Raw genomic sequence first — 19,419 nt, 5'->3', positions numbered from 1 at the left:
CGTCGAAAAAACCACAGCGCATTCTCGACCAATCACTAACACCCACACACAGACTTACGGATCAGACATGGACCTCGCACGAGACTTTATTGGATACGGCGCCAATCCGCCCAACCCGAATTGGCCGAAGAAAGCGCGTATTGCCATCAACTTCGTCATGAATTACGAAGAAGGTTCTGAACCGTCGATGCAAGACGGCGAAGGCTTTACCGAAAACATGCTGACGGATTCGCATGCGCTCTTCAAAGACGTCAACGGACGCGACCTCGCGGCCGAAGGCCTCTTCGAATATGGCAGCAGAGTGGGCTTCTGGCGGCTCATGCGCCTGTTTCAGGATCGTGGCCTTCCAATGACCATTTTCGGTTGCGCGCTTGCGCTCGAGCGCAATCCCGAGGCGGCGGCTGCCATTCGCGAATCGGGCTTCGACGTATGCAGTCACGGCTGGCGCTGGATCAAGCACTACGGTCTGAGCGAAGCGGTGGAGCGGGAGCATATACGGCTTGCCGTCGAGTCGATCACGCGCACGACCGGGGAACGGCCTTACGGCTGGTACTGCCGGTATTCGCCGTCGGTGAACACGCGCAGGCTGGTTGCCGAAGAGGGAGGGTTCCTGTACGACTCGGATTATTACGGCGACGAACTTCCGCTCTGGACGCGCGTTCAGAACAAGCCTCACCTGGTCGTGCCCTACTCGCTGACCACAAACGATGGTCAATTCAGCGCAGGTATGGGGACCGGCAATCAATGGTTCGAATTCGTGCGGGATGCGTTCGACATGCTTTATCGAGAAGGTGAAAAGCAGCCCAAGATGATGTCGGTCGGTCTGCATATGCGGCTGATCGGACATCCATCGCGGGCGGCCGGCCTTGAACGGTTCCTCGAGCACATCATGAAACACGACGACGTCTGGATCGCACGCCGTGTCGATATTGCGCGTCACTGGATCAAGGAGCATCCCGCCGCATAGCTGGCACGCAGCAATACATGATCATCGCTACTGACCCGCGCCGGATGGTAGCGAGATTCAGTTCGATTCGCTGGGCACACAAAAAATATGCCGATTAGGAATCCAACATGAAAAAGATAGTCGTAGAGAAACTCACCAGCGACGCCTTCTCGCCTTTCGGCGAAGTGGTCCAACTCGACGGCGTTGAAGCCAAGCTGGTCAATGGCGGTACCGCGCTGAGCTATCGGGATCTCGTTCGAGTCGATGTGGGCGAAGGGGGAACAACAAGCGTGAATTTCATTCGTGCTTCAGCGCAGGAAATGCCGCTGCGGGTCTGCGCATTGGAACGCCATCCCCTCGGTAGCCAGGCATTCCTGCCGCTTCGCGCCATGCCGTTCATGATCATAGTGGCAGCGCCCGGTCCATTCGATCCGAAGACAATACGCGCCTTTGTGACCCACGGTTGGCAGGGGGTCAATTACGCGAAGGGTGTCTGGCACCATGCCTTGATTTGTCTCGGCGAGCAAAGCGAATTCATTGTGGTCGACCGGGCGGGCGAAGGTGTGAATTACAACGAGGTAACGTTGGACGAGCCGTTTCTACTTCAGTATCCCGATGCAACCGTGTAGCTAACGCGACCGGCATCCACCGCGGGCGGTGCGCGGATTTGCTGAGTCCGACCGCGAGTGAGTTGTACGACGCCCCGCCACACCAGCCGTCCAGACTTCAAAGATGTCGCGAATTTCATCTTGGCGTCGCTTCCGTTTTATACGGCGGGTGTTAGAAATGAGAGTCGGTCGAACCCCGGGCACCGCTCACCGACCTGAAACCGCGTTGCCCGGCCACTTGCCTGAGCCCGCGGCGTTCTGGACGGCTGCCGATGCCGCGCTCCAGTCAGCGCGCGCAAAGCCGGAACGGCTTCAAGGCCGGACTTGCATCACGCTGCACCTGGCAAGTCCCCAAGCCGACCACACAGATTGCTTGACCCAATGTTCGTGACGCGGAGAGAACGTGCAACTAGCTAGCAACAAAACGCAGCCACTCATCGGCGGTGACTTTAGCCGAATTGAAGGCCCGTTTAAGGTCAGTGGTGCGGCAACGTACACGTCGGATTTCAACTTTCCAGGGATGCTTTACGCCGTACCAGTTTGCGCGACAATCGCCAAAGGACGCATCAATCAGCTGGAAACGGCCGCTGCCTCGAAGATGCCAGGGGTCCGGGCTGTCTTCACACGCCAAAACATCGGAAAGTTCTATCGCATCGGCTTCGGACCAAGAATCGACGAAAGGCGGCCGCCGCTCGATGACGACATCATCTCGTACTATGGCCAGTACATTGCCGTTGTAGTGGCCGATACGTTCGAACAGGCAAGCGCCGCATCCAGTGCAGTGAAGGCGCGGTATGCGCAGAGTCAACCCGATGTAACGAGCCGGATGCCGGCGGAAGGGACGCCGTCCGTCGACACGCAGCGCGGCGACGCAGAGGCCGCATTCGCGGCCGCCTCTGAGGCGCTGAAGCTCGACCAGATCTACACGACGCCGGTCGAAACGCACAACCCGATCGAACTGCATGCCACCGTGGCAGTATTCGATGGCGCGAACTACACGCTTTACGAAACGACTCAGGCAATCGTCTACCAGCGGCAGTTGATGGCACAAATGCTCGGCGTGCCGGAAGACCAGGTACGCGTCATCATGAAGTATCTAGGCTCGGGATTCGGCGGCAAGCTGTTTCCGTGGCCCCACTCGCTACTCGCTGCCGCCGCGGCCCGCAATCTGCGGCGGCCCATCAAGCTGGTGCTGACCCGCGAGATGATGTTCCAGAACGTGGGGCACCGCCCGGCCACGGAGCAACGCATACGCTTGTCGGCAACACGCGATGGACGATTGACATCGTTGCAGCAACACTACGTCTATCAAGCAGCCCGCCTCGATACACGAAAAGAGAATTGCGGTGAAGCGACAGGCTATCTCTACAGCTCGCCGAACCTGCAAGTGACTGCCGCCTATGCGCGCCGGGACATCGCGCCCAGCACCTCGATGCGCGGCCCGGGCGCCGTCCCTGGCTTGTTCGCAATCGAATCGGCCGTCGACGAGCTCGCCATCAAGCTCAATATCGACCCCGTCCAGATGCGCCTGTTCAATGAGCCGGCGATTGACGAAAGCCTGAATGTGCCGTTTTCCTCCCGGCACCTCAAGGAATGCCTGACGCGCGGCATGGAACAATTCGGCTGGGCGGCACGCAAGGCGCCGGTCGGCTCGATGCGGCGTGACGGTCTGGTGATCGGCTGGGGCGTCGCAGCGGGGTCGTGGCAGGCGCAGCGATCCGCTGCCGAAGCCATCGTTGAACTGAATGCTGACGGAACGGCGCGCGTTTTGACAGCGACTCAGGACATTGGCACCGGGACGTACACCATACTCGCTCAGATGGTGGCAAATGCGACCGGGATCGCGCTCGACAGAATTTCAGCCGTGATCGGTGACACCCGCTTGCCCCTGGGCCCGATGTCGGGGGGCTCGAGGGCTTCGGCGTCGCTGGTTCCGGCTGTCACACAGGCGGCACAAGTGGCCGTCCAGCACCTTTTGCTCACCGCAGCCGAGGCAACTAACTCGCCCTTCAACGGGCTGAAGGTGGAGGCGCTTGGCTTTGAGCAAGGCATGGTCTACCGCAAAGGAACCTCACCGGGAGCGGGCGTGCCCTTCGAGCGGGTCCTGGGGCCGGCAGGGATCAACACGGTGGTGGGAAGGGGCCGGTCAGGCCCAAATCAGGACGATCCTGACGCAAAGCACGTGTCGGTGCACTCGTACTGCGCGCATTTTGTCGAGGTTACATGGCAGCCGGAAACAGCGCGGCTGCGAGTCAGCCGCGTGGTGAGCGTGATTGATGGAGGCAAGATCATTAACGACCGGACGGCCCGTAACCAGATCGAAGGAGCCGTGGTGATGGGTGTCGGTATGGCGCTATTCGAGGAGACGAACTACGACAGCCGTTCTGGTGCCCCGATCAACCGCAGCCTCGCCGACTACGTCATGACCACCCATGCGGATGCACCGAAGATCGACGTCACGTTCCTCGACTATCCCGATCTCGCATTGAATTCACTCGGTGCGCGCGGTGTCGGTGAGATAGGGATCGCGGGTCTTGCACCAGCGATTGCGAATGCTGTCTATCACGCGACGGGCGTGCGCGTGCGTAATCTTCCGGTTCGGATCGAAGACCTGTTGACGGCTCAGGTGTCCTTGTAGAAGCGCGGTCGAAAAACGTCGCAACGCAACGTGCGGCGATGGACGAACCCTCGTTATGATGGGATCGCATGCGCCGATGTTCGCCAAAGCGGCCGATGAAGAAGTTCCTTAGAATGGCATGAGTCCCAGCGTTCAATCCAGAATCGAGGTTTAATCGATGCGCTTTTTCACCGTTGTTCGCAGTACCTGTTTTTCCGTTCTCTGTGCGTTACTGCCTTCTCTGGCTTCGGCGCAAAGTTATCCCGCTCCGCGTGAAGGTGACTGGATCGCACCGAGCTTTACGTTCCATACGGGCGATACGCTGAACGCAGTTCGCCTTCACTACCTGACCATTGGCGACCCTGCGAACCCGGCGGTTCTCGTGCTTCATGGCACGAATCAACCCGCGGCGAGCATGCTGACGCCGAACTTTGGCGGCAAGCTGTTTGGACGCGGGCAGCCGCTCGATGCGACGAAGTACTTCATCATCCTGCCCGAAGGAATCGGCATTGGGAAATCCACCAAGCCATCCGATGGTCTGCACGCGCATTTTCCTCAGTACGACTACGACGATATGGTGTCCGCCCAATATCGCATGGTTACTGAAGGACTCGGCATTCATCATCTTCGCCTCGTCCTCGGTTACTCCTTGGGAGGAATGCAGACCTGGCTTTGGGGCGAAAAGTATCCCGACATGATGGATGCGCTCGTTCCAATGGCGTCCCAACCTATCGAGATGTCCGCGCGCAACTGGATGATGCGTCGGATGCTCGTGGAGTCGATCAGGCAGGATCCGGCATGGAACCATGGCGACTATACGGCGCAGCCCCCGTCGTTACGCCTCGCCAGCACGATGTTTGCAATCGCAACCAGCGGCGGCACGCTTGCGTATCAGACGTTGGCTCCGACGCGTGCGAAAGCCGACAAGATGGTCGACGACATGCTGGCGGCGCCCAAAGGTGATGCCAACGATGTCATGTATCAATGGGCTGCAGCCGCCGATTACAACCCCGTACCAGGATTGCCCCGAATTCAGGCGCCGTTACTGGCCATTAACTCCGCGGATGACGAGCGTAACCCGCCGGACACCGGCACGATGCAAACGGCGCTTCACCAATTGAAGCACGCCCGCTTGTTGCTGATTCCAGCCAGCACCGAAACCCGAGGACACGCGACGCTAGTCAACGCGACGTTCTACGCGGAGCAGCTAGGTGCATTCATGCAAGCGACGGCCCCTCACTGACTGCGCCGTTCATGCTCGCCCTCGTTGGCATGTCATGGACCGAGAGAAAGCGAGGTGCAATCGTTCGTTTGCGTCGAGGGCATGCGCTATCTGTCGTTCGCTTCATCCCGTTGCGCCAACAACGATACGACGATCGAATTCAAACTACGGGATCCGCACTGAACCCAGAACGAATTTCACCATTGACCTGAAGTGAATCGGTCAAGGTTCGGCGTGCGGGTCGCTTTCTAGCGCGAGTCTGAGTTTTGTGTCGACCTTGAGCAAATGTTCGCGCGAATGACCTTCTGCAGGTTTCACATATCGCGTGATTTCTGCACAGATTCGGTCCGACGGCTTTTTCGGAAACGGTCGTTCGCGGCGCGCCGCAGTCGAGGCAGTGCCAATGACCACAATGGCCGAACACCCATCTCCCTGTGCGAGTCGACCAACGGCCGTTGTAGCTTGAAAGCCGCCTTAGATGTCGCGCTGGGTCGACGGGCAGCCATGGGTCGCGTGCCGCCGGTCGCCACCATGTGACGTGCAGGGTGCGGATGTCCAATGCATGAGGCGACACCCGGCCAGAAGCCGACTCTGACCGGCAACATCCGCTTGCTCTTTAGCAGTCGTACGAGGATCATGAACACGATCACCGCCACCAGGCGGCTTCTTCGGAAGGCATGATGATTAGCACACGTTTCACGGAGCGCTTTGGCATCAAGCATCCAATTGTTTGTGCGCCAATGGCGTTCGTCACTGGCGGGGCGCTCGCGGCTGCGGTGTGTCGTGCCGGAGGACTGGGGATCGTGGGCGGAGGTTATGCAGGGACGCTGGGCGGGGAGCCTGATCTGGAAACTGAGCTTTCTCAAGTGAATGCTGGCAAATTCGGCGTTGGATTTATCACCTGGGCTCTGGCGCGCGCGCCGGAGATGCTGACGAAAGCGTTGCGATACTCGCCGTCCTGCGTGTTCCTTTCATTTGGCGATCCTCGCCCGTTCACAGCAGAAATCCGCGACGCGGGCGCCGCGCTCATCTGCCAGGTGCAGTTCCTGTCGCAGATCGACGTAGCACTGGAAGCTGGCGCCGCAGCGATCGTAGTACAGGGCACCGAAGCAGGGGGGCACGGAGGAAACCGTTCAACGTTTCCCTTTGTGCCGGAAGCTGCCGACTACTTGAAGATACACTCGCCTGGAACTTTGCTGGTTGCTGCCGGAGGCATAGCGGACGGGAGAGGATTGGCAGCAGCCCTGATGCTTGGTGCAGACGCGGTGGTAGTGGGAACACGTCTGTGGGCATCGGCCGAAGCGCTCACTCCAAAGGCGCACACTGACAAGGCCATCGATGTGACCGGCGATTCGACCATTCGGACGAACGTGCTCGATGCACTGCGAGGGTTTCCATGGCCGAATGAATACTCACTTCGCTTCCTCAAGAACAAGCTGGCCGACGATTGGGCTGACCGGGAAGCCGAGGCATTCCGCGTCTTTGGTACGCTGTCTGAGAAATACGCCGAGGCACGCGCGCGGAATGACCTGGATACGGTTGCCGTCGTCTGCGGAGAGGCTGTGGGTCTGCTAAAAGACCGCCCGAATGCTGAATCAATCGTGCAATCGATGGCGGCACAGGCAGCGGATCTCCTCCGTAACGGCAGCAAGCTCGAGTTCAATTCGCCGTCGCGATAGTGCGCGAGCTGACCTGCCACCGTGCTGACCGGTGGCCCCGGTTACCGATGCTTTGAGCACGCAATTTCCGACGCCGGAAAGCGGCCAGTCGTGACGGTCCGCAGAGGGTCGACTCCGGAGCTTCCCCGCAGCGGCGAATACAATCCCGTCGTCGGCTACCGAGTTTTCGCCGTCGGGCATCTCTGCTGGGTGGTCGGCAAGGTAACGCTACTGCTCGATGCCCCGGCAGCTTACTTCGTTCTTCATCAACCAGTGATGAGTCCAAAATCGACGTCTTTGCTCGCGACGACGCCGCCCGTGCGCCCCGGCGCGCGTTGATTGCTCCAGTACAGATTCGTGTGCGCGATCACACCGTCCGGTGATGGCGCTCCCCATCGAGTCATGTCTTCGGTCGTGTGCGCGTCGCCGACCAGAGTTGCGTCATAGCCGCGCACAAGCGCGCCGTGCACTGTCGAGCGAATGCACATGTCCGTTTGCGCCCCGGTCACGATGAGTTTGCCAACGCCGAGCGCCGATAAGGCCTGTTCGAGGTCGGTGCCTTCGAACGCGTCGCGGTAATGCTTTTCGATAATCACTTCCGCCGGTCCTGGCGAAAGTTCGTCGACAATCTGCCACGCATCACTTCCAGCTTCCAGGTCTTCGTCGGAGTGACGGATCCAGACGACCGGTACGTGGACGCTGCGTGCTCGCTCAACGAGCGCGTTGATGATGCGGAGCACTTCCTCGCGCCGATAGGCGTTCGCGACGACGCCGTTTTGAAGATCGATGACGATGAGCGCGGTGTTCGGGCGATCGGCGAGCGTAGTCATGGGCATTTGGCATTCGTGGCGAACCCACATCTTACGGGGTCTGCCACCGAGCTGGTCGCGCAGGCGAGTGCGCTCAGCCTGACTGGGGGCACCTCGTGGTGAATGCGAGGGAAGACTGACAGCCGTATCAGACTGGATTCGGCCAGGAGGCGTCATTCGCCCGCACCGTCGCTGGGACATTCAGACGTCGTTTCCACCCAGGAAGCGGCCATTCCATTCAAGATGGTGAACGTTGCTGGATCGGCCATGGCTGACGTTGGAGCGGGCTCGGTTCTACGTCAGCTATGTGGCGGATTGCTGCCAATGGCGGTGTCGAGCAGTCGGACGGCAGCTTCATCGATCAGTGCCTTCACACTCTCGACCCCATTCAGCATCTGTTTAATCGATCGTATCGGTCGTTTCAGATAGCGAGTTGGCTTATCGCGACACAGCCACCCAGGTTAACTACCCTGATAGATATCGCACGACAGGCCTACCACGCACGGTTGACCGTCTCGGGTTTTGCCATAACCATTTCGTCCGCCCGGTTGGGCTCCATAGTCCCACGGACTGTCGCCGTCCATCGGCATCGCCCGCTGCGATGAATTTGTTGGCGGCTGACTGGACGAGTGGCCAGCGACGTCTGACGGTTGCATTTCCTGAGAGTCGGCAGCGCCGGCCGCGGTTAGCAGGAATAGTACGATGGTTACAGCCGAGGGTTGCGCTTTCATTTCTTCACCTTTTCGTCATCAACGGGTTGCGTTAGCGACGCCGAACTTGCAGCCAGGGAAAGAATTCCCACAAACGCGTGGCCGAGACATCGTTTTATGTGAGCGGTGCCGCGAAGGTTTACCGACGCGAAGAAGAGTTGGCCTTGGCCCGCAGCAACGTTGACGTCCTGCCAGCTGCAACTGGCGCGCAGCCATTTCGAACTCAAGCTTCGCGACCGCCCAAATGCTCGTTATGACGCCCATTCCGCTTGCTCTCGAAGCCATCGCGCCTCTCGTGTGTCGAGGCACCTCCCCTATCAGGAGGCGCCACCTGAAAAAGTGACAGCGAACCCGGTAAGTCTGACCAAGGATTTCGTCCCCTTCGCGATACGAGCATCGGGTGCTTTCCAGTCATGGCTCGCGCGCCGTCAGATCTTTGTTAGCTCCCTCCGAAAAAAACGTTGCATTGTGGATCTATCCGGCACGGTCTGGCATGTTTTGCACCGCTTTGTACCCGTGTGTCGGGCGTGCCGCCGTATGCTTCCGTCCCCGCACTCGGGTCAGAGGCTTGTGTTGCGGCGTTTTCTTGCGGGGCGGGTTGAGAGGCTTGCGGTGTGCCTTGCGAATGCGCAACACCGGCCATGACAAACAGCACGACAGCGGATGCGACTATCAGTGGCGATTTCATGTTGGTTCCTTTATCTACGTTAAGTTTTCCATTCATGCGATTCGTTATTCGCGTGCCCTGAACTCGAAATCCACGCGCATCGAGCGTGTCGCGCACGAGCCGCAATACAGGGGGTGATCGATTGATAAGGTTTCGTGTGAGAGCTCGTTTGGAGTCGAAACAATCAATCATCCTGCTCACTTCATGCCGACCTACTGCAGTCTTCGCACGAGCCAAGGCCGGTTCAGCTCATCACGACGACCAACCGCTGCGGGTACACCCGACGAATGCCCCCTCAGCGTTGCTGTCATATTCATTCTTGGTCAGGCGAAACACCGTCGCAACCCACATGCGTAGGCGATGAACAGCAATCGTCGGCGAAAGATGTATGCACTGTCATCGCCCGATTCCGGTGACATGTCGGATACTCGCCTCCCGACGGCGGTCCTTGCTGAATTGTCCAGGTGCGGGGCGAGCGCACGTCACGTTGCTGATACATTTGTGGCTGATGGTAGGAATGGCGACCTGTTATTCTGTTTTTATCGCGCTGCGGCTACGCACGAGGGTGTTGTGCACTCGTGACCACCGGCGCTGCATTCGCTGGAATGTGCCGTCTTACTCCGTTAGACACGTTCGGTGGGAACCTGTCGGGGCCTGTCTAACCCGTTGTGCGCCGATAAAGCCTCCCGATGTCGCGCGCTATCCGCCCACGGCACCTCACCTGATTAAGCAGCCTTATGAGATTGTCAGGCTTCCTGGTACGCAAGTTTGGCTCGGCGGCTGTGGAGCGTGCGTTCCGTATTGACTATGCGCGTCGCTACGCGGGCCAACGCAGGCTGGCTGTGGCCAGCCTCATACTGATATGGACCGCGGTTGTTATCCGTGACTGGTTGCTACTGCACACGCTTGATCCCCGCATCCTCTTCCACGTTGGCTATGTGCGACTCGCAGGCGCCGTTGGTATGGCCCTGCCGTTATGGCTGATGTGGGGGCCACGCGTCTTTGACGAACGCTGGGCCGTCAGATTACTTTGTGTAGTGATACTGAGTTGCTGGTTCGCCCTATTGGGATTGGTGAACGCTTACCCGCCAGTCCGGGTCGGACAGGAGATTTTCCCCGGCTTTTTTGTTCTCCTTTTCCTGATATTCACCTTGTTCCGACTTCGCGCAATCACGGCAGCATGGTTAGTCGGCCTATGCGTTGTAACCTACCATCTTATAGAACTGCTCCAATACATCTGGGGTATTCCCACACCGTGGTCTCACTGGTTTACCACTGGGGCTATGGTGTTGATGATGTATCTCGTTGGTATTGTCGTCTGCATTCAGTTTGACCTCACTGCCCGGCGCGAATTTGTGTTCCGGCGGACGTTGCGCGCAGCCAAGGCACGCGTTGAAGCCGCTTCCGGCGTAGTCAGGCAGCAAAATGAACGCATGAGAGAAGTCGTCAGAGAGAAGGAGCGATTCTTTTCATCGGCCTACCACGACATCCAGCAGCCTCTCGCCGCGATCAACCTCTTTATCCGTAGCGCGCGGATAAAACTCGCAAATGAACACGCCGCAAGCCACGATCTCGACGTCATCGAGGAAACGGCGCGCGACATTCTCGACATGTTCAAGGACATTCAGGACTTTAGCGAACTGGGCTCATACGTCCCGCACCTGGCGCCAGTCGATACGCAGACCGTGCTTATGGAGGTCTTCGAGCAATACCTTGAACCGGCGCGATCGCGAGGCCTCGAGTTGAGAATCAGCCTGCGTCGGCGCCCCCCGCCGCCTATTGAAAGTGACCACGCTTTGTTCAAACGGGCACTATCCAATTTCATGTCGAATGCGATCAAATACACCTCCGTGGGGGGCATCGTTGTCGGCTGGGTGGAGATCGGGGAACGGCTTCGCATCGACGTGTGGGACACGGGCATCGGCATCTCGCCGGCGCATCGGGATGCGATATTCGCCGAGTACTATCAGATTGACAACCCTGGCCGCGACCGGTCGAAAGGCCTCGGGCTTGGGCTGTCTATCGTCAATCGGGTTGTCGGGATTCTGCCGAAGCACAGCATGCGTTTCTGGTCGGTCAAAGGGCGCGGGTCACGCTTCTCCCTGTACGCTCCGATATCGCAATTAGCCCCCGCGATCGTGACGGAAGATCAAGCGAACGCCGCATGCACGTCCATCCTTAACGGCAGATACATCCTGCTTTGCGACGACGAACCGACCGTTCTCGAAGGTCTGCGCCGGTTGTTCCTCAATGCTGGCGCACTGGTGGATACCGCCGGGTCAATGGCGGGATTCGAAGCGATTCTTGCCGATGAAGGCCGCGCACCCGACATCATCGTCACCGATATCCGGCTACGGGACGGGCCGAACGGCATCGAGGTCGCCGAACGGATCAGGCAGCATTTCGCCTGGGCGGGCGTGCTTCCCGTCGCGTTCATCACCGGCGAACTGGTGTCGCCTCGCGCACTTCGCGATTTCGCCGAGCCGTTCGTGCTATTACGGAAGTCTTCCACGCCAGAAAGCACGCTCGCTGAAGTCAGTCGGCTCGTTGCCGACCGACCGCCGACAGGGTTCGGTCAGGTGCGGGATCCGTGAGTGGCGCGACCCACGTTCGGTGGGGACCTGTCTAACCCGTGGTGCGCCGATACAGCCTCTCGATGTCGCGCACTATTCGTCCACGGTGGCTTTCCGGATCAAGCAGCCCATGAGATCGCCAGGCTTCGTAGTACGCAAGTTCAGGTCGGCGGCGATGGAGCGTGCGTTCCGTAGGGACTATGCACGCCGCTACGCGGGCCAACGCAGGTTGGCTGGCGCCAGCCTCATACTGATATGGATCGTGTTTGTTTGGCGTGACTGGTGGCTGCTGAACACGCTTGATCCCAGCATCCTCCTCCACGTTGGCTATGTGCGACTCGCAGGTGCCGTGGGTATGGTCCTGGCGTCATGGTTGATGTGGGGACCACGCGCCTTTGACGAGCGCCGGTCCGTCATATTACTTTGTGTAGTGATACTGAGTTGCTGGTTCGCCCAATTGGAGTTGATGAACGTTTACCCGGCGAGATGGGTCTTCGAGGAAACTTTCCCCGAATATTTTCTTATCACTTTCCTGATATTCACATCGTTCCGACTCCGCGCAATCACGGCAGCATGGTTATTCGGCCTATGCGTTGTAACCTTCCGTCTTGCCATTTACCTCTGGCTGCGGAGTAATGTTTCCACGCCGAGGTTTCACTCGGTGTCCTGGATTTCCCGCGGAAATACGGTGTCTCTCATGTATCTCGCCGGCATTGTCGTCTGCATTCAGTTTGAACTCGCTGCCCGGCGCGAATTTGTGTTCCGGCGGACGTTGCGCGCAGCCAAGGCACGAGTCGACGCCGCTTCCCGCGTGATCAAGCAACAAAATGAACGCATGAGAGAAGTCGTCAGAGAGAAGGAGCGGTTCTTTTCATCGGCCTACCACGATATCCAGCAGCCTCTCGCCGCAATTAACCTCTTTATCCGCAGCGCACGGATAAAACTCGAAGATGAACACGCCGCAAGCCATGATCTCGACGTCATCGAGGAAACGGCACGCGACATCCTCGACATGTTCAAGGACATTCAGGACTATAGCGAACTGGGCTCATACGTCCCGCACCTGGCGCCAGTCGATACGCAGACCGTGCTTATGGAGGTCTTCGAGCAATACCTCGAGCCGGCGAGATCGCGGGGCATCGAGTTGAGAATCAGCGAGCGTCGGCGCCACCCTCCACCCATTGAAAGCGACCGCTCCCTGTTCAAGCGGGCATTGTCCAATCTTGTATCGAATGCGATCAAGAACACCTCCGCGGGGGGAGTCGTAATCGGCTGGGTGCTGATTGGGGAACGGCTTCGCATCGACGTGTGGGACACAGGTGTCGGCATCTCGCCCGCGCATCGAGATGCGATATTCGCCGAGTACTATCAGATTAACAATCCTGGCCGCGACCGGTCGAAAGGCCTTGGACTTGGGTTGTCTATCGTCAATCGGGTTGTTGGAATTCTGCCGAAGCACAGCATGCGTTTCTGGTCGGTCGAAGGGCGCGGGTCACGTTTTTCCCTGTACGCTCCGATATCGAAAATGATACCTGTCGTCGAGACGGACGATCGAACGGACGGCAAGTGCACATCCATCCTTAAGGGCAAATACATCCTGCTTTGCGACGACGAACCGACTGTTCTCGAGGGCCTGCGCCGACTGTTCCTCAGTGCTGGCGCACTGGTGGATACTGCCGAGTCAATGGAGGGATTCGAAGCGATTCTCGCCGACGATGGCCGCGCACCCGACATCATTGTCACCGATATCCGGCTGCGCGACGGGCCGACTGGCATTGAGGTCGCCGAACGGATCAGGCAGCATTTCGCCTGGGCGGGCGTGCTTCCCGTCGCATTCATCACTGGCGAACTGGTGTCTCCGCACGCACTTCGCGATTTCGCCGAGCCGTTCGTGCTGTTGCGGAAGTCTTCCGCGCCGGAAAGCACGCTCGCTGAAGTCAGTCGGTTCGTTGCTGCCCAACGGCTGACGGGCTTCGATCATGTGCGGGATCCGTGACTGGCGGGACGCCGAGTTTGATCCCTTTATCCGCCAGCATGACGATGAGTTCCGTACGGCGTCGCAGATTGAAATGCGCGAGCAGATGGCTGACGTATTTTCGTACCGTAATGTCTTCGAGCCCCATTCTCAGCGCAATCGCCTTGGATGGAAGCCCGCGCACTAGCCACGCCAACGTTTCGAACTCTCTCGGCGTGAGTCCCAGCTCGGATGCGCTGCTCATTTCCGAATTACCGCTCGGCTGTGCGTTCTTAGGCCCACTTACCGGAGCCTCGTCCGTGCCCATGTCACGCCTGAGCCTCGCGATGCTGGCGGCGGGCAGAAACACGCCCCCGGCAAACACTGCGCTTATCGCCGCATGAAGTGCTTCAGGAGGTGACGACTTGGGTACGTATCCAATGGCGCGAAGTTCGATGCACCGACTGATGGTTTCCACGCTCTCATCGGCCGATATCACAATCACCGGTAACGACGGTCGCAACTCCTTCAATTCGGCAAGCGCGTCGCAACCGTGACCGTCGGGAAGATCGAGATCGAGAAAAACGATGTTCAGGAACTCGCCGAGCGCATGATGCATGCCCTGCGACAACGTACTCGCGTGCAGCAACTCAATGCTCGGAAAGAGCTGTCTCAGTAGAAGCGCTAATCCGGCTCTGAACAGCTCGTGGTCATCGACGATCAGTACGCGCATCTCATCGTCTCCGAGGACCGCTTTCGAGGCAAGCTGCAATTACACAGCGGATGATGCTACATCCGTAGCAATCGTCCGATGTGTTCTGGTCAGATAGTACACAGTGGCGGCTGAGATACATGGCGTCGCCTCAAAAGTGGCGGTTTTCGCCCATCATTAGACGAATCAAGCGTACCGGAATGAACACGGCGCCTTGGAAACGGCGATGAGCCCCTGGCGGCGAACGGCCGGAGTACCTTGAAAGGAACCGTTAAGGTTGCGCGAGATTGGAGGGCTGCAGCGGGTCGGGAGCGTGAGTTCGCTGATGCAGGAAACTGCCGTCCCACTACTCACTGACACCACCGTCAGCAATCCGCCGCGGCATTGCCGACGTGGAACCCGGACCGGCCCAGCGTCAGCTTAGGCCGACAACGTGCCGGCCGCCGTAGTACCACGGATGGCCGTTGGACCTCGGAAGCGGCCATTGACCTCATGTGGGTCCCCAATGGCGGCTCAGGGTCGAGAGCACGCGTTCGCTGAGCCAGTATGTATGGCACAACCGCAGCCTCATCGACGCCAATCACTTCTTTCACGGCAACGAAGGTTTCAATCCTCAGCATGGCGCTTACGACATGCGCGGCATGTACGGCGCGGCGCACACGTATCTGCCTGCGATGTCGCCGCGACAATTCGTCGGATCGCATACGGTTCCGGGCGTCGGATTGAGCCGGTTCGGGGGAATCGGCCCTGAAGGCTTCGGTCGCGCACAGTTCGATAGCGGGCGTCCGGGCTTCGGCGCAATGGGATGCGCCGAGATAGGACACATGAGCGGAGCCGCCCATGGCGGAAGCGGACGCGGTTAGGCGCAGTGCCAGCGTCGCCCGCAGTCACTGTCATCGCGCAGGTTCCTGGCTGCTGATTCGGCGCCCCAAAGTCTCGCCGCATTTCGCACATGTCATTTGCGCGTGCAGGCATTCTGTCACCGCTCGGTCCATGGCATGCGAAGCGACGGTGCACCCCAGCCAATTTTTTGGTTGACCGGATGCACGCAAAAATTCGAACAGTCGAATCCAATATTTCGTCTTGACGCGAATTTTTTGCAAAACCATATTCACACCGGTGCCATCTTTATTCGGAACTTTCTATGCGTAAATTGTAATGAAGGAAATTCGCGATTCGGCAACCGCGCATGGCGTCGAGCTGACGATCAAGATGGAGGCGCCTCCTCCCGAGCTTGATGATGAGCATTACCTTGTGAAGGCCTCCAATGGATTTTGGGGTGTTGTGTATCCGCCTCCGGGCGGCGCAACGAGGCCTCGGAGTATTCCAGGCTTGCGCCCGCCTGATTTATGGCTCCGGCCATATCTCATGCGCTCACATGCCGACTAAATATATAGAAGAAGAGCAGTTTCATCGTTCGATTGACACCTTCAAAAATCTCGCGCTCGATCTAATTTAATCGCTAGTGCCACATTAACTCTAAGCTTGGTGTCCCATGGCACGTCCTTTCGATACTGAAATAAAGAGCATTCCCACGTCCTCATCAGCATCGGTTGCCGCGCCGAGCGAGTTTGGGCGCGTTCACAAAACGATGACGACCGCGTATTCACGGGAGCGCAAGCTCCTGGTTCTCGTCAGTCTGCTGTTTTCGTGGATGTTGGCAAACGCCGACCGTATCGCGATGACTATCGCGATCATTCCGATCACACAGGAGTTCAGACTGGATGCGCAGTCGGCGGGCTATGTGCTGAGCGCGTTTTACGTCAGCTACGCGTTGATGCAACTGGGCGGAGGGTGGCTTTCCGACCGTTTCGGATCGCGAGGCGTGCTCGTTGGCTGTGTCGCTGCATGGTCAGTTTTCACAGGTATGACGGGCTTGGCCGGATCCCTTGGTGTGCTTCTCGTGGTCCGCTTTCTGTTTGGAATTGGAGAAGGCGCATTCAATCCAGCAAGCTCGGTCGCGATTTCCGAGGTATTTCCAAAGAAGGAGCGAGCTCGGGCAAAGGCCGTCGTGACGGGCGCAATATTCATCGGAGGCGCATTGGGCACCGGCTCGATAGCGGCGCTCATACACAACTACGGATGGCGAGTTGCCTACCATGTCCTTGGATTTATCGGGATTGCGATGGCACTTGTGCTTTGGTTCGCAATCGGGAAAGTGCGGCCTCGGGATCGAAACAGCGGCGCTCAGCGTGAACCCAAGTTCCGCCCGTTGTTACGCATGGCCTTAATGCGAAAAACGACACTGATCTACTTTTTTAGCAACACCGTGCTGATCGGTCTGATCTCGTGGATGCCCACGTTTCTTGTGAAGACGCGCCATATCGACGTGGTCCATGCCGGCTTCGCCTCAACTGTGCCGTATATCGTCGCATTCGTTTCCCTGAACATCGTAGGCTGGATGCTAGATAAGTTTGGTTACGGTCGGGAGCGGTTGTTCCTCGCGATCGGCGGCGTCTGGATCGTCGTGTTCCTGGGTTTGATGACCATGAGCGCATCGCTAACCATGGTCCTTACTTTCTGGACACTCAGTATGGTTGGTTCCACCATTGTCTACGGTACCGTCTGGGCGATACCGCTCACACACTTGCCGGATGAAATGGTTGGCACCGGCTCGGGCATCATCAATTTTGGCGGACAAGTCGCCGCAGCGGTCGCGCCGGCGGTGATCGGGTTGTTAGTCGATTTTGCGCACGGCTCATTTACGCCCGCCTTTCTGTTTCTTCTCGGCTCGGGCGTTGCCTTGATCTTTGTCGGGTTGACGTGGCGTTCGAAGTGACAGCGCCGAGGAGGACCCAGGATCACCAGCGCTTCTTGAGATTCCTATATATATTGGAACGGCTCACAAACAGTGAGTAAGAGACAGCCCGTGAGGTGCACGCTTTTGGTGCGGTGAACATCGATACGAACTGTCTCAGCCGCCTCGAGCGGAATCAGTCTGGTTGTGCTTCACGCAAAGGAAATACGAAATGCCCTACGCAACAACGAACGACGGCGTTGAACTCTATTACGAAGAAGCCGGCAGTGGTCATGCTTTGATTTTCGTGCACGAATTTGCCGGCGACTGGCGCAGTTGGGAACCCCAAATGCGGTTCTTTTCGCGTTACTTTCGCTGCATTACGTTTTCGGCGCGCGGGTATCCTCCATCGAGGGTGCCGGAAGATGTATCGCGTTATTCACAGGCACGCGCACGCGATGACGTGATCGCCGTACTCGACCATCTCAAGATTGATCGCGCCCACGTCGTGGGGTTGTCGATGGGTGGCTTTGCCACCCTGCACGTTGGCATTGCATATCCGGAGCGCGTACGCGCGCTCGTGATTGCGGGATGCGGGTACGGTGCCAAGCCTGGCATGAAGCAGCAGTTCCACGATGAGATCGAAACATCCGCGGCGCTGTTCGAACAGGAGATGGCCCAGGCGGCCAGGCGCTACACGATCAGCCCGAACAGGGTGCCGTATCAGAATAAGGATCCACGCGGTTGGGCTGAATTCGCCCGCCAGATGGAAGATCACTCCGCGCTCGGTGCGATCAACACGTTGCGCGGCGTAATGAAGGAGCGGCCGGCACTGTGGGAGCTCGTTGAAGAAATGCAGCGCATCACTGTGCCCGCGCTTATCGTATGCGGCGATGAGGATGAGGCGTGCCTGGAGCCGTCGCTCCTGATGAAGCGCGCCATCCCGAGTGCGGGCTTGCTGGTGGTACCGCGCGCGGGCCATACCAACAATCTTGAAGATACGGAAGTGTTCAACCGGGCACTGCTGGATTTCTTCACGGCGGTGGAACTCGGGCGCTGGGGCCTGCGCGACCCCCGCTCGACGAAGCCGGGGCTGCTCATCGAGCCGAAGGATCAGGCCGCGCGATAAACGGCACCGGGTACGGTGTCTTCTGTCGCAGGCACCTGCATAAGCTCTGCTACATACTCATACACTCTTAGAGGAAACGTCATGAAGTGGCTCGAGAATTCAATCATGTACACCCGCGGCGTCGCGCGTGGCGAGGTTCGCGATACTCACGAACTGACAGAGGCGCGTCAGGGCAAATTTCACTACACCATGGGGCCGTACTCCGATCCGGTGTTGCACATTGCGCCGGGCGACCGTGTAATCGTCGAAACGCGCGACGCATTCGACGGCAAGATTCGAACTGAACAGGATTTGCCGAGCAAGAATTTGCAGGTTCCGTTTCTCAACCCGCAAAACGGCCCCATCATGATCGACGGTGCCGAGAAGGGCGATGTGGTGGCCGTGTACATCGAGTCGATGTTGCCGCGTGGTGACAATCCGCGGGGTACGTGTTGCCTGATTCCGCGCTTCGGTGCGCTGACGGGCACGGATTACACGGCGACGCTGAACGAACCGCTACCGGAAATCACCCGCAAGATCGACGTCGACGAAAACGGTGTGTACTGGAGCAAGCGCGTGACGCTACCGTACCGGCCTCACATCGGGACGCTCAGCGTTTCACCGGAAATCGATTCGATCAATTCGCTCACGCCGGACAACCACGGCGGCAACATGGATGTGCCTGACATGGGGCCCGGCAGCATCACTTATCTGCCCGTGCGCTCGCCCGGCGCGCGACTGTTCATCGGCGATGCGCACGCTTGCCAGGGCGACGGCGAAGTGTGCGGCACGGCAGTCGAATATGCGAGCACCACGACCATTCACGTCGACCTGATCAAGGGCTGGCACATCGACTGGCCACGCCTCGAAACCGAGGCGTTGCTGATGGCGATCGGTAGCGCACGTCCGCTCGAGGACGCCACCCGTATCGCCTATACCCAACTGGTGCTCTGGCTTGAACAGGAATATGGCTATGAGCGGTGGGATGCCTACATGATGCTCAGCCAGTGCGGCAAGGTCCGCCTTGGAAACTTCGTCGATCCGAAGTATTCGGTCGGCGCGGCGATCAGCAAGCAGTACCTCGCACCGGCCATTTAA

The 19,419-nt window shown here is 58.6% G+C and carries 13 protein-coding genes and 1 pseudogene; 12 read left to right on the top strand and 2 right to left on the bottom strand.

Annotated features, from left to right (window positions below; translation table 11 throughout):
• Positions 1 to 67 precede the first annotated feature (67 nt).
• The 6 genes and pseudogenes from P0D84_RS23560 to P0D84_RS23535 all read left to right on the top strand — a co-directional run bounded on the left by P0D84_RS23560 (position 68) and on the right by P0D84_RS23535 (position 7,072).
• A complete protein-coding gene (locus P0D84_RS23560) occupies positions 68 to 967 on the top strand; it encodes an allantoinase PuuE (protein ID WP_408340891.1) in 900 nt (299 codons plus the stop codon).
• A 107-nt stretch (positions 968 to 1,074) separates the two neighbouring features.
• Positions 1,075 to 1,575 (top strand): ureidoglycolate lyase, encoded by a 501-nt coding sequence (locus P0D84_RS23555; protein ID WP_408340889.1) that lies wholly within the window; start codon positions 1,075 to 1,077, stop codon positions 1,573 to 1,575.
• A gap of 382 nt (positions 1,576 to 1,957) precedes the next feature.
• Positions 1,958 to 4,192 carry a xanthine dehydrogenase family protein molybdopterin-binding subunit gene (locus tag P0D84_RS23550; protein ID WP_408340887.1) on the top strand — a complete coding sequence of 745 codons (2,235 nt, stop codon included), beginning with the start codon at positions 1,958 to 1,960 and terminating at the stop codon, positions 4,190 to 4,192.
• Between the two features lie 157 nt (positions 4,193 to 4,349).
• Positions 4,350 to 5,414 carry an alpha/beta fold hydrolase gene (locus tag P0D84_RS23545; RefSeq protein WP_408340885.1) on the top strand — a complete coding sequence of 355 codons (1,065 nt, stop codon included), beginning with the start codon at positions 4,350 to 4,352 and terminating at the stop codon, positions 5,412 to 5,414.
• Positions 5,415 to 6,064: 650 nt separating this feature from the next.
• Positions 6,065 to 6,208, top strand: a pseudogene (locus P0D84_RS23540) (nitronate monooxygenase); the annotation flags it as partial.
• 111 nt (positions 6,209 to 6,319) lie between these two features.
• The gene (locus P0D84_RS23535) at positions 6,320 to 7,072 is read left to right on the top strand and encodes an NAD(P)H-dependent flavin oxidoreductase (RefSeq protein ID WP_408345921.1); all 753 of its coding nucleotides are present in this window, start codon (positions 6,320 to 6,322) and stop codon (positions 7,070 to 7,072) included.
• Positions 7,073 to 7,317: 245 nt separating this feature from the next.
• Here the strand turns inward: P0D84_RS23535 and P0D84_RS23530 are convergent, their stop codons facing one another.
• Positions 7,318 to 7,887 carry an isochorismatase family protein gene (locus tag P0D84_RS23530; RefSeq protein WP_459252215.1) on the bottom strand — a complete coding sequence of 190 codons (570 nt, stop codon included), beginning with the start codon at positions 7,885 to 7,887 and terminating at the stop codon, positions 7,318 to 7,320.
• A 2,093-nt stretch (positions 7,888 to 9,980) separates the two neighbouring features.
• On the opposite strand from P0D84_RS23530, the gene P0D84_RS23525 reads away from it, so the two are divergent.
• Entirely contained in the window at positions 9,981 to 11,831 is a 1,851-nt protein-coding gene (locus P0D84_RS23525; RefSeq protein ID WP_408340883.1) for a hybrid sensor histidine kinase/response regulator, read from the top strand.
• A gap of 676 nt (positions 11,832 to 12,507) precedes the next feature.
• Positions 12,508 to 13,806: a hybrid sensor histidine kinase/response regulator gene (locus P0D84_RS23520; protein WP_408340881.1), complete on the top strand. Its 1,299-nt coding sequence runs from the start codon at positions 12,508 to 12,510 to the stop codon at positions 13,804 to 13,806.
• Here P0D84_RS23520 and P0D84_RS23515 read toward each other — a convergent pair.
• A complete protein-coding gene (locus P0D84_RS23515; RefSeq protein ID WP_408340879.1) occupies positions 13,748 to 14,497 on the bottom strand; it encodes a response regulator transcription factor in 750 nt (249 codons plus the stop codon). The genes P0D84_RS23520 and P0D84_RS23515 overlap by 59 nt on opposite strands.
• Positions 14,498 to 14,970: 473 nt before the next feature.
• Between P0D84_RS23515 and P0D84_RS23510 the strand changes: the two genes are divergently transcribed.
• The 4 genes from P0D84_RS23510 (at position 14,971) to P0D84_RS23495 (ending at position 19,419) form a co-directional block, all read left to right on the top strand.
• Positions 14,971 to 15,339 carry a hypothetical protein gene (locus P0D84_RS23510; RefSeq protein ID WP_408340877.1) on the top strand — a complete coding sequence of 123 codons (369 nt, stop codon included), beginning with the start codon at positions 14,971 to 14,973 and terminating at the stop codon, positions 15,337 to 15,339.
• 728 nt (positions 15,340 to 16,067) lie between these two features.
• A complete protein-coding gene (locus P0D84_RS23505) occupies positions 16,068 to 17,255 on the top strand; it encodes an MFS transporter (protein WP_408340875.1) in 1,188 nt (395 codons plus the stop codon).
• Positions 17,256 to 17,445: 190 nt separating this feature from the next.
• Entirely contained in the window at positions 17,446 to 18,342 is an 897-nt protein-coding gene (locus P0D84_RS23500) for an alpha/beta fold hydrolase (protein ID WP_408340873.1), read from the top strand.
• 81 nt (positions 18,343 to 18,423) lie between these two features.
• Positions 18,424 to 19,419, top strand: a complete 996-nt coding sequence (locus P0D84_RS23495) for an acetamidase/formamidase family protein (protein ID WP_408340871.1) — start codon at positions 18,424 to 18,426, stop codon at positions 19,417 to 19,419.

Source organism: Paraburkholderia sp. RL17-337-BIB-A, from assembly GCF_046025895.1.
GTDB lineage: Bacteria > Pseudomonadota > Gammaproteobacteria > Burkholderiales > Burkholderiaceae > Paraburkholderia > Paraburkholderia fungorum_C.
This window is presented reverse-complemented; position numbering and strand designations above follow the sequence as displayed.

What these genes read in the sequence shown, in the direction of transcription:
- P0D84_RS23555 (WP_408340889.1), top strand. Translation starts at nt 1,075, where the DNA reads ATGAAAAAGATAGTCGTAGAGAAACTCACCAGCGACGCCTTCTCGCCT.
- P0D84_RS23560 (WP_408340891.1), top strand. Translation starts at nt 68, where the DNA reads ATGGACCTCGCACGAGACTTTATTGGATACGGCGCCAATCCGCCCAAC.
- P0D84_RS23520 (WP_408340881.1), top strand. Translation starts at nt 12,508, where the DNA reads ATGTATCTCGCCGGCATTGTCGTCTGCATTCAGTTTGAACTCGCTGCC.
- P0D84_RS23530 (WP_459252215.1), bottom strand. Translation starts at nt 7,887, where the DNA reads ATGCCCATGACTACGCTCGCCGATCGCCCGAACACCGCGCTCATCGTC.
- P0D84_RS23535 (WP_408345921.1), top strand. Translation starts at nt 6,320, where the DNA reads ATGCTGACGAAAGCGTTGCGATACTCGCCGTCCTGCGTGTTCCTTTCA.
- P0D84_RS23495 (WP_408340871.1), top strand. Translation starts at nt 18,424, where the DNA reads ATGAAGTGGCTCGAGAATTCAATCATGTACACCCGCGGCGTCGCGCGT.
- P0D84_RS23545 (WP_408340885.1), top strand. Translation starts at nt 4,350, where the DNA reads ATGCGCTTTTTCACCGTTGTTCGCAGTACCTGTTTTTCCGTTCTCTGT.
- P0D84_RS23515 (WP_408340879.1), bottom strand. Translation starts at nt 14,497, where the DNA reads ATGCGCGTACTGATCGTCGATGACCACGAGCTGTTCAGAGCCGGATTA.
- P0D84_RS23500 (WP_408340873.1), top strand. Translation starts at nt 17,446, where the DNA reads ATGCCCTACGCAACAACGAACGACGGCGTTGAACTCTATTACGAAGAA.
- P0D84_RS23505 (WP_408340875.1), top strand. Translation starts at nt 16,068, where the DNA reads ATGACGACCGCGTATTCACGGGAGCGCAAGCTCCTGGTTCTCGTCAGT.